1 protein-coding gene is annotated in these 945 nt (G+C 78.1%); it reads left to right on the plus strand.

Features of this window, described 5'->3' with window-relative positions:
• Nucleotides 1–945, plus strand: a 945-nt coding sequence (locus B7767_RS40585) for a hypothetical protein (protein ID WP_085576280.1), incomplete at both ends; no start/stop codon positions are given.

A 945-nucleotide genomic window follows, 5' to 3' on the forward strand; every position in this document is an offset into this window, starting at 1 on the left:
GGCGTCCGCGTGCCGGCGGGCACCGCGCGGCTGGCGCTGACGGCGGCGCTGCGGGGCGCGGACGCGGGGGCCTCGGTCGACGTCACCGCCACCGTGGAGGACTCCTACGGCACCCCGTACACGCTCGGCCTCGGCGGGCTGCGCGCCGACGGACGCCCCCACGACCTCGTCTTCGACCTCGCGGCGGTCACCGAGGCGCCGATGGGCGCGCTGACGCTGACCGGGCTCCGGCTGGGAATGGTCCAGCCGGTCGGGAAGGGCGAGCGGCACCGCCTCACCCTGGCGGCGCTGACCGCCACGGACGCCGGCGGCCTGGAGCGGGAACTGTCGCTGCCGGACGAGTGGAAGCTGTCCGTCCGTACCGACGGCGGGGTGTCCTCCCCCGGTGGGAAGACCGGCCCGGACCGGCCCCGCGTGGTCTCCGGCGACCCGACGACCGTCGTCTACGGCACCGGCCACCTCCCGGCGGACCTGGGCTGGCGGCCCTCGCCGCTCACCGTCGGCCTCCAGGTGCCGCAGCCGCCGTCGTCCGAGGTCGCCGCCGTGGCGACGGACCGCTACCTCGCCTCCACGGGCGCGCGGGCGGGGCAGCGGGTGGACGTGCGGATGGGCGGGGTCACCGTGCCGCTGCGGCTGGTGAGGGCGGTGCGGGAGCTGCCGTCCACACCGGTCGGCGGGAAGGACGACGGCGGGGCCCTGCTCGTCGACCTGCGGTCCGTCAACCGGATGGTCCAGGCGCGTCAGGGGGAGAACGTGCTGCCGAACGAGTGGTGGCTGGCGACCGCGCCGGGCGCGTCGGCACGGGTGGCGGAGGCGCTGCGCGGCCGGCCCGACATCGATCCGTCCCGGGTGGTGGTGCGGGACGAGATCGCCGAGGAGCTGCGCGACGACCCGTTCGGCGCCGGGCCGGGCACCGCGTTCGGGGCGGCGGCCCTCGCGGCGGCG

Source organism: Streptomyces sp. 13-12-16, assembly GCF_002114215.1.
Taxonomy (GTDB): Bacteria; Actinomycetota; Actinomycetes; order Streptomycetales; family Streptomycetaceae; genus Streptomyces.